This is a genomic window from Clostridium sp. D5 (assembly GCF_000190355.1).
Taxonomy (GTDB): domain Bacteria; phylum Bacillota; class Clostridia; order Lachnospirales; family Lachnospiraceae; genus Faecalicatena; species Faecalicatena fissicatena_A.
The window spans coordinates 379,515-389,304 of the sequence record NZ_GL870814.1 but is presented as its reverse complement, the minus strand read 5'-3'; the positions used below and the strand labels follow the sequence as shown (position 1 = coordinate 389,304).

The 9,790-nt window shown below is 44.5% G+C and carries 7 protein-coding genes; 6 read left to right on the top strand and 1 reads right to left on the bottom strand.

Annotated elements, in window-relative coordinates; genetic code table 11:
- Positions 1–286: 286 nt before the first annotated feature.
- On the bottom strand, positions 287–1,648 hold the full coding sequence (locus HMPREF0240_RS15330; protein WP_009004330.1) for a peptide MFS transporter: 1,362 nt from the start codon (positions 1,646–1,648) through the stop codon (positions 287–289).
- 345 nt (positions 1,649–1,993) lie between these two features.
- Here HMPREF0240_RS15330 and rbr point away from each other — a divergent pair, with 345 nt between their 5' ends.
- From rbr to HMPREF0240_RS15300, 6 genes are all read left to right on the top strand, one after another.
- Positions 1,994–4,159, top strand: a complete 2,166-nt coding sequence (gene rbr / locus HMPREF0240_RS15325) for a rubrerythrin (RefSeq protein WP_009004329.1) — start codon at positions 1,994–1,996, stop codon at positions 4,157–4,159.
- A 292-nt stretch (positions 4,160–4,451) separates the two neighbouring features.
- The gene (locus tag HMPREF0240_RS15320; RefSeq protein WP_009004328.1) at positions 4,452–5,891 is read left to right on the top strand and encodes a carboxyl transferase domain-containing protein; all 1,440 of its coding nucleotides are present in this window, start codon (positions 4,452–4,454) and stop codon (positions 5,889–5,891) included.
- A 14-nt stretch (positions 5,892–5,905) separates the two neighbouring features.
- Positions 5,906–6,682 (top strand): OadG family transporter subunit, encoded by a 777-nt coding sequence (locus HMPREF0240_RS15315; RefSeq protein ID WP_009004327.1) that lies wholly within the window; start codon positions 5,906–5,908, stop codon positions 6,680–6,682.
- Positions 6,683–6,699: 17 nt separating this feature from the next.
- Entirely contained in the window at positions 6,700–7,071 is a 372-nt protein-coding gene (locus HMPREF0240_RS15310; RefSeq protein ID WP_009004326.1) for a biotin/lipoyl-containing protein, read from the top strand.
- A 20-nt stretch (positions 7,072–7,091) separates the two neighbouring features.
- Positions 7,092–8,243 carry a sodium ion-translocating decarboxylase subunit beta gene (locus HMPREF0240_RS15305; protein WP_009004325.1) on the top strand — a complete coding sequence of 384 codons (1,152 nt, stop codon included), beginning with the start codon at positions 7,092–7,094 and terminating at the stop codon, positions 8,241–8,243.
- A gap of 17 nt (positions 8,244–8,260) precedes the next feature.
- Positions 8,261–9,676, top strand: a complete 1,416-nt coding sequence (locus HMPREF0240_RS15300) for an oxaloacetate decarboxylase subunit alpha (protein WP_009004324.1) — start codon at positions 8,261–8,263, stop codon at positions 9,674–9,676.
- Positions 9,677–9,790: the final 114 nt, after the last annotated feature.

Below are 9,790 nucleotides of genomic sequence, written 5' to 3'. Positions count from 1 at the left end.
AGTGGTTTTTATCCATAGTATTTACCTCCACTTGAAAAAACTAGTTAGTTTTTTGCATTTTTTCAAGTGTGCCATAAAACTCATCAGAAAGAAAGGCGGATGGTTTGACGTTTACTCATTAGCCCAATGGTGCTTGAAACAAAAATAAAGGACGGAGCTGGTTTGCTCAATCCTTTAAATTATTATCTAAGATAAGTTGGAATATAAGTTGTAGAGCCGTATACGAGACCCGTACGTACGGTTCAATGAGAGGGAAATAATGCTAGCCATTATTTCCCTACTCTATTTATTCTTCCTCAGCCAGTTTATCCAGCTTGCCGCTCATTGCCCAGAGGATTAATCCAAGGACGATTACGACAGCTGCTACAACTCCGTATCCGGCCTGGAACGGAACTGTCTTCAGGAATGCATACAGTGCCGGGTAGATACATGTTGCAAAGAATACTGCGATTGGCCACAGACCAAGCAGAAGTCCCAGTACTTTAGCAGGTGCGAACATTGTGATGAAAGAGTTGCCAAGTGGAGAGAATACCATCTCACCGATTGACATCAGCAGGGATACGAATACGATCCAGATAAGTGCAGCCTGACCTTCACCTCTGATCATATCAGCTAATACCATGATTACGAATGAGAATCCAACTAAAATCATACCTAATGCTGTTTTCTTGAACATACTCAGATCACCCTTAGGACGTTTTGCCATTTTAGCCCAGACAATAGCAAGAACTGGTCCGAGAATAATACATGTCAGTGCATTCATTGAATCAAAGAATGAAGTAGGAACCTGCCATCCTCCGATGAACCAGTTTGCATGATTCAGGAAGTCTGAGCCTTCGCCCCATCCAAAGTAATAGTAAGCAGGCATATATGCCAGATACCATACCAGCCAGAATACAATTGAGAACACTGTGACAAGGATGATAGCAAGGATACGCTTTTTGTCACCCTTTGTAAGTGGTTTACTTGCTTCTTCTTTTTTCTTGTTGCTGTCAATAAACTTTCTCTGGTCATGCTTGAATGGTTTTTTACCGGCATCACCAAGAGATTTCTGATTAAGTGCAAACCAGAGAGCATCGATGAACAGGAAGATTGCACAGAGCAGGAAAACAGTGTTGAAGGTTGTTTTTACGCCTGCAAGCCCTGTGATCGGCAGAATAGCAATAAAAGTTGTTCCGATGAATGAACCAACGTTTACAAATGAATACTGAATAGAAAATGCATTGTTCAAATCATCTTTGTCTTCAAATAAAAGGCCGTTAACTCCTGAAAGATTACCTTTAAATAAACCGGTACCTATTGAAACAAGTGCGATCATAACCCAGACAAGAGTTGTGGAATTTGCCTGCCATGTACATAAGTAGCCAAGCCCCATCAAAACCATTCCGGCAATAACACAGATTCTTGGGCTGAGCCAGTAGTCTGCAATGTATCCTCCAAAGATTGGTGTAATATAGGTTGCTGCTACAAAGAATGCTGATATTGCACTTGCCTGGGCATCTGTTAATCCCAGACCGCCGCCTGCTGCATTCGTGGCAATCCAGATTGCCAATAAGTACTTCACTGTGTAGAACGCGCAGCGTTCAAATGTGAAACCTAAGGCACATACATAAAAGCCAAAAGGTTTCTTCTTTTTAGTTGTTTCCATAATAAAAACCCTCCAATTAGTTTTTAAATTGAGCACTGTAATAGTGCGTGCTGCTGAGAATACTATACCAGGTATTCTCTGATGTTAGAAAAACCTCCTCCTTTGTTAAATTTTCTCCATGAGGAGATTGTACCATAGTTTATACGAAAGGACAAATAAAACTTTATATTTAATTTATAAAATTTCATAGGGATTTAATAACTATTTTTTAGTATTGTGCACGAAATAAATATAAATAACATAAAATTACAAAAATGTTTATAAAGTTGTTGACAAAATATCCAAATTATGACAATATAATAACAGTAATTATTATTAAAATCAGGAGAAGAGAAAGGAGTCAATATGCATCGGTTTACAGAGATCAGGATACCAATTGAGCCGGATAACCCCTCTATTATGAGGCGGGAAGATCTGTGCATCAAATGCGGACAATGCAGAAGAGTGTGTGAGGATGAAATTGGGGTAGGAAAACTTTACACTCTGAGAAGCACGGGAGAAAAAGCAATCTGTATTCACTGCGGACAATGTGCGAATGTCTGTCCGGCAGACTCTATCACAGAAGTATATGAGTACCGGAAAGTCAGACAGGCAGTCAAAGATCCGAACAAGGTGGTAATATTCAGTACTTCACCATCGGTCAGAGTCGGACTGGGAGAGGAGTTCGGGATGCCTCCCGGCAGTTTTGTAGAGGGAGGTATGGTTGCGGCACTCAGGGCGCTGGGAGCGGATTATGTATTGGATACGAATTTCGCGGCAGATCTGACAATTATGGAGGAAGCATCGGAACTGGTCGAGAGAATAAAAGGCAGGAAGGGTGTGCTGCCGCAGTTTACAAGCTGCTGTCCTGGATGGGTTAAGTTTGTTGAAACATTTTATCCGGAGGTACTGCCGCATATATCCAGCTCAAAGAGCCCGATCGGGATGCAGGGTCCAACCATAAAGACCTATTTTGCAAAGCAGAGAGGAATGAATCCTGAAAATATTGTAAACGTTGCTGTAACGCCATGCACGGCTAAAAAATTCGAGATACGCAGAGCCGAGATGCGTGATTCTGCTGACTATAATAAGATAGATGAACTTCGTGACATGGACCATGTCATTACAACACGGGAACTGGCACGCTGGATGCGGGAGGATGGTATAGATCTTGGCGGCGCGGGAACCAGTGAGTACGACGAACTTATGGGAAAGGCTTCCGGAGCCGGTGTAATATTTGGAAATACCGGTGGTGTTATGGAGGCGGCAGCCCGCACGGCATATTTTCTTGTGAGCGGCTCGAATCCTCCGGAGGACTTTCTGCACCTTGAACCTGTACGGGGAATGGACGGGGTAAGAGAAGCTGCCGTGGAGATCAGCGGGATACCTCTGAAGCTGGCGGTGATTCATGGTACAGAGAATGCGCGCAAGTTTCTGGAGCAATGGAAAAATGAGAATGTTCATTATGATTTTGTCGAAGTGATGGCGTGCCGCGGCGGCTGCATCGGCGGGGGCGGACAGCCGAAGACGGAAGTGCCGATGTCAGATGAGATAAGAAAATCGAGGATTTCTTCATTATATAAAAGAGATGCGCAGATGCAGCTCAGGCTGAGCCATGAAAATCCTGAAATACATAAACTTTACGAAACATTTTACGAAGCACCACTGAGTGGTCTGTCTGAGAAAATGCTGCATACCGGGTATACGGACCGTTCCGGGGATCTGGGACCGGAAGGAAAAAAGAATCCGGATAATTTAGAATACCAGGGAACGAATGAAAGTGCTATTATAATAGAAGAAACACAAGCGCAAAATAAAAAAGAGAAGGAGACAAATTTTATGAAAAAATGGAAATGCAGTGTATGCGGGTATATTCATGAGGGAGAAAATCCACCAGAACAGTGTCCGATCTGTAAAGTGCCGGCGGATAGATTTCAGGAACTGAAAGAGGAAACTGCAGCACCGGTAAAAGCAGAAGAGCCTGTCAGCGTATCCGGAAGACCAGCACCGGGTTCAAAGACAGAGAAGAATCTTATGGAAGCGTTTGCAGGGGAATCGATGGCAAGAAATAAATATACATATTGGGCAGATGTTGCAAAGGAAAATGGACTGGAACAGATGGCTGCGATTTTCCTGGAAACAGCAGAACAGGAGCGTGAGCATGCAAAAATGTGGTTCAGGGCTTTCCACGGAATTAACGGTGTGGAGCAGAACCTGATAGATGCAGCTGCAGGCGAGAATGAAGAGTGGACGCAGATGTACAGACGTATGGCTGAGGAAGCAAAAGAGGAAGGCTATGATGAGATTGCAGCCAGATTTGAGCTTGTAGCGAAAGTGGAGGCGCAGCATGAAAAGCGTTATCTGCGTTTACTGGAAAACTATAAGGCAAATAAGACCTTTACAGGGGAAGCGCCTCTCGGATGGAAATGCAGAAACTGCGGATATATACATGAAGGAGCAGATGCACCGGAAGTGTGCCCGGTATGCCAGTATCCAAAAGCATACTTTGAACGGCAGGCTCATAATTACTAGAATTCTGCGGAGGACAAGAAAATAGACGGGATGGCCGCTTCAGCGAAGCGCGGCAGGACTCGTGCAGATGAGAAATCAGGAAATAACTGATACGACTCAGAATAAAAGCCGGTACAATGGAAAATTCCGTATACCGGCTTTCATTTTGATGCATTGTAAATGGAAATATGTGAAAAAAATATCAAAATAATGGATATTATGAATTGATATTTTGGATTAAGTATTATATACTAGAATAGGCAGAAATTTTGGTTTTATTTTAAACAAATTTAATAATATGGAGGGCTAGATTATGAGCTACAACGCTACAGAAAACTCAGCGAGCAGACGAATTGCCATGCTGCTTGATGAGGGAAGCTTTGTTGAGATCGGCGGTGCTGTTACAGCAAGAAGCACTGATTTCAACTTGCAGGCAAAAGATACTCCGGCTGACGGTGTTATCACCGGTTACGGAGTAATTGACGGTAATCTTGTTTATGTTTACAGCCAGGACGCTACTGTTTTACAGGGCGCGATTGGTGAGATGCATGCTAAGAAAATCGCCAATATTTACGACATGGCAATGAAAATGGGTGCACCAGTTATCGGACTGGTTGACTGTGCAGGACTGAGACTTCAGGAGGCAACAGATGCCCTGGAAGCTTTCGGTAACTTATACTTCAAACAGTCTATGGCATCTGGCGTGATTCCTCAGATTACTGCTGTCTTTGGAATGTGCGGCGGCGGTCTGGCAGTAGTGCCGGGACTGACAGACTTTACATTCATGGAGAGTAAAGAAGGAAAGCTGTTTGTAAATTCACCAAATGCACTGGAAGGAAACATTGCTTCTAAATGTGATACTTCTTCTGCAGAATATCAGAGCAAGTACGCAGGCCTGGTAGACGGAATCGGCGAAGAAGCTGATATCCTCGGACAGATCCGTGCACTGATCTGCATGATTCCTGCCAATAACGAAGACGATCTTTCTTATTCAGAATGTACAGATGACCTGAACCGTCTCTGTGCTGACATTGCAAATGCTGCAGAAGACACAGGCATTGCACTGGCAGAACTTTCTGACAATCATATATTCTTTGAGACAAAGAAAGAATACGCAAAAGACATGGTAACAGGATTTATCCGCCTGAACGGCATGACAGTAGGTGCCGTAGCAAACCGCTCTAAGGTATATGACGCCGAAGGCAATGTAGCGGAAGAGTTCGACAAAGCCCTTTCTGTAGATGGATGCAAAAAAGCGATTGACTTCGTGAATTTCTGTGACGCATTCTCTATTCCGGTTCTTACATTGACAAACGTTACAGGATTTGCTGCAACGATTGAATCAGAGAAGAACATGGCGAGAGCCGTTGCAAGACTCACTTATACATTTGCAAATGCAACAGTTCCAAAAGTGAATGTTATTATTGGAAAAGCTTACGGCAGCGCTTATGTTGCCATGAACAGCAAGTCGGTCGGAGCTGATATGGTCTATGCATGGCCGACAGCAGAGATCGGTATGATGGATGCTGCATTGGCTGCGAAGATTATGTACGCCGATGCGGACGCTGACACTCAAAAAGTGAAAGCGGCAGAATATAAGGAACTGCAGTCAAGCCCGCTGTCTGCTGCAAGAAGAGGATATGTGGATGCAATTATCGATCCAGCAGAGACAAGAAAATATATAATCGGAGCATTCGAAATGCTGTTCACAAAGAGAGAGGACCATCCGGATAAGAAACACGGTACGGTTTAGTGAGGTGAGGCAAAGTGAAGAAAAAAATCAGTTTATTAGGTCTTATCTTTCTCCTCATCTTCAGTTTTACAGGATGTGGCAGTAAAGCAAAAGACGCAGCAGAATTTGACCAGGCTACATTGCAGAGCTACGCTGACATAATTGTACAAAGTTTCAGCAGCATGACAGATGACGATCTTAACAGATTCGAGGATATGTCAGACCTTGAACTGAATCTGACTCTGATGCAGTCAGGGATCCCGGTTGAGGGAGATGACTTCCTGACTATTATTGAGGCATGGAAGGCCGGCATGAAGGAATGCGGAACTCTTGTCAGCATTGATAAATATGAGCTGACTACTTCAAACGACGGCGCAGTACTCAAGGCCAATGCAACATTTGAAGACAGAAAAGGTGAACTTTCATTTTCCTTTGATGAAAAGATGAACATGGAAAGCCTGACAGTTAATGCAGATTATACGACAGGCGAGATACTGGAAAAAGCAGGGCTTAATACAGTACTTGGAATGGGAACTGTATTCGTTGTATTGATTTTCATTTCATTCATTATTTCTTTATTTAAGTTCATACCTGCAATAGAAAAGAAATTCAGTAAAAAAGCAAACGTGGCACCAGCTCCCGCGGCACCGGCTACAGCACCGACAGCAGCACCAGTGGTTCCACAGACTGCGGATAATGACGGAGAGCTTGCAGCGGTTATTGCAGCAGCGATTGCAGCAGCTGAAGGCACTTCTGCAGATGGATTTATAGTCCGTTCTATCAAGAGAAGAAAGTCAAATAAATGGAGTTAATCAGGAGGATATAAGAGATGAAAAACTATACAATTACAGTGAATGGCAATGTATATGATGTAACCGTTGAGGAAAAAGGGGCAGGCGCAGCACCTGCAGCACCTGCAGCTGCACCTGTAGCAGCACCAAAGGCAGCACCGGCGCCGGCAGCTGCAGCTCCGAAAGCTGCGGCAGGCGGAATTGAGGTTACAGCCGGAGCAGCAGGAAAAATATTTAAGATCGAAGCAAACGTAGGACAGAGTGTTCAGGCAGGAGATGCAATCGTTATTATCGAAGCCATGAAGATGGAAATCCCTGTAGTAGCCCCAGAGGCAGGAACAGTTGCTAGTATTGATGTAGCAGTAGGCGATGCCGTTGAATCAGGAGCAGTCTTAGCTACATTAAACTAGTTCACCAGGAGGTTTGACAAATGGAATATATTTCAAATACGTTGGGAAACCTCGTGCAGCAGACAGCATTTATGAATCTTACCGTTGGGAATCTGGTTATGATTGTTGTTGCATGTGTTTTCCTATATTTAGCAATCAGGCACGGCTTTGAGCCGCTGCTGCTTGTTCCAATCGCCTTTGGTATGCTGCTGGTTAATATCTACCCTGATATTATGCTGCATGCTGAGGACGCGGCAAATGGGACAGGCGGACTTCTTTATTATTTTTATCTGCTTGATGAATGGGCGATTTTGCCATCTCTGATATTCCTTGGGGTTGGCGCGATGACAGACTTTGGACCGCTTATTGCCAATCCAAAGAGTTTTCTTCTTGGCGCAGCAGCGCAGTTCGGAATTTTTGCGGCTTATTTGGGTGCTATGGCATTAGGATTTTCAGACAAAGCAGCGGCAGCTATTTCTATTATCGGAGGTGCAGACGGACCGACATCCATATTCCTTGCAGGAAAACTGTCACAGACAGCAATTATGGGGCCGATCGCTGTTGCGGCATATTCTTATATGTCACTTGTGCCGATCATACAGCCGCCGATCATGAAATTGTTGACTACAGAAAAAGAGCGTAAGATTAAGATGGAGCAGCTGAGACCTGTATCCAAACTGGAAAGAATTCTCTTCCCAATCATTGTAACCATCGTGGTTTGCGTTATTCTTCCGACAACAGCACCTCTGGTAGGTATGTTAATGCTGGGTAACCTGTTTAAGGAATCCGGTGTGGTTAGACAGTTGACAGAAACAGCTTCCAACGCCCTGATGTATATCGTAGTTATCTTACTGGGTACATCTGTCGGTGCTACAACGAGTGCAGAAGCGTTCCTGAACTGGAATACAATCAAAATTGTTATTCTTGGTCTGATCGCGTTTGCATTTGGTACAGCTGCAGGAGTATTGTTCGGCAAGCTGATGTGCGTGGCAACAGGCGGTAAGGTTAACCCGCTGATCGGTTCGGCAGGTGTATCTGCGGTACCTATGGCAGCCAGAGTTTCACAGAAAGTCGGGGCAGAGGCGGATCCTACAAACTTCCTGCTGATGCACGCAATGGGTCCGAACGTGGCAGGTGTTATCGGTACTGCAGTAGCAGCCGGAACATTTATGGCTATCTTCGGTGTTAAATAATAATGGAGGACAAATAAATGGCAGAGATTGAAAAGAAACCAGTTAAAATAACAGAAACAGTCCTGCGTGATGCGCATCAGTCCCTGATTGCCACAAGAATGACAACAGAGCAGATGATGCCTATCGTAGATAAAATGGACAAAGTAGGATATCATGCAGTAGAGTGCTGGGGCGGTGCTACATTTGACGCATCCTTACGTTTCCTGCATGAAGATCCATGGGACAGACTCAGAAAGTTCCGTGACGGATTTAAAAATACAAAGCTGCAGATGTTATTCCGCGGACAGAACATCCTGGGATACCGTCCTTACGCAGATGATGTAGTTGAGTACTTCGTACAGAAATCAGTTGCAAACGGAATTGACATCATTCGTATTTTTGACTGCATGAATGATATTCGTAACCTGCAGACAGCAGTTACGGCTGCAAACAAAGAGAAGGCACACGCTCAGGTAGCAATGTCCTATACTCTGGGCGACGCATACACTCTGGAATACTGGACAGATCTGGCAAAGAGAATCGAAGATATGGGTTCAAACTCTATCTGTGTAAAGGATATGGCAGGACTTCTCTGCCCTTATCAGGCAACAGAGCTTGTGACGGCATTGAAAGCTGCTGTTAGCATTCCGATCGAAATGCACACACATTATACATCTGGTGTGGGCGGAATGACATACCTGAAATCTATCGAAGCAGGTGCTGACATCATCGATACTGCAATGTCACCATTTGCAATGGGAACTTCACAGCCGGCTACAGAAGTTATGGTTGAGACTTTCAAGGGAACGCCATACGATACAGGACTGGACCAGAACCTGCTTGCTGAAATTGCAGATTACTTCAGACCGATCAGAGACGAAGCTCTTGCGAGTGGCCTCCTGAACCCGAAGAATATGGGGGTAGATATCAAAACCCTTCTGTACCAGGTACCGGGCGGTATGCTTTCCAACCTGACATCACAGTTAAAAGAGCAGGGAGCAGAGGACAAGTTCTACGAAGTGCTTGAAGAAGTACCACGTGTCCGTAAAGATCTCGGTGAGCCGCCGCTTGTTACGCCATCTTCACAGATTGTCGGAACACAGGCGGTATTCAACGTCCTGATGGGAGAGCGTTATAAGATGGCAACAAAAGAGACAAAAGACGTATTATCAGGAAAATACGGCGCAACAGTAAAGCCGTTTAATCCGGAAGTACAGAAAAAAGTTATCGGTGAGAATGCAGAAGTTATCACTTGTCGTCCTGCAGACCTGATTCCTAACGAATTAGACACACTGCGCAAAGAATGCGAACAGTGGATTCAGCAGGATGAGGACGTGCTGACATATGCACTGTTCCCACAGGTAGCCATAGACTTCTTTAAGTATAGAGAAGCACAGCAGACAAAAATAGATGCAAAAGTAGCTGATACAAAAGATGGAGCTTATCCGGTTTAAAGGATGGTATGGGGGCGCTAAGTGAAAGGTACATCTGACCCCAGCCGGGGCTGTGTATGCCATTTCAAAATCCGACCCGCTTGCTAAGACTCCGTAGGAGAAAAAACAGGGAAC

What these genes read in the sequence shown, in the direction of transcription:
- HMPREF0240_RS15330 (WP_009004330.1), bottom strand. Translation starts at nt 1,648, where the DNA reads ATGGAAACAACTAAAAAGAAGAAACCTTTTGGCTTTTATGTATGTGCC.
- HMPREF0240_RS15320 (WP_009004328.1), top strand. Translation starts at nt 4,452, where the DNA reads ATGAGCTACAACGCTACAGAAAACTCAGCGAGCAGACGAATTGCCATG.
- HMPREF0240_RS15310 (WP_009004326.1), top strand. Translation starts at nt 6,700, where the DNA reads ATGAAAAACTATACAATTACAGTGAATGGCAATGTATATGATGTAACC.
- HMPREF0240_RS15305 (WP_009004325.1), top strand. Translation starts at nt 7,092, where the DNA reads ATGGAATATATTTCAAATACGTTGGGAAACCTCGTGCAGCAGACAGCA.
- rbr (WP_009004329.1), top strand. Translation starts at nt 1,994, where the DNA reads ATGCATCGGTTTACAGAGATCAGGATACCAATTGAGCCGGATAACCCC.
- HMPREF0240_RS15300 (WP_009004324.1), top strand. Translation starts at nt 8,261, where the DNA reads ATGGCAGAGATTGAAAAGAAACCAGTTAAAATAACAGAAACAGTCCTG.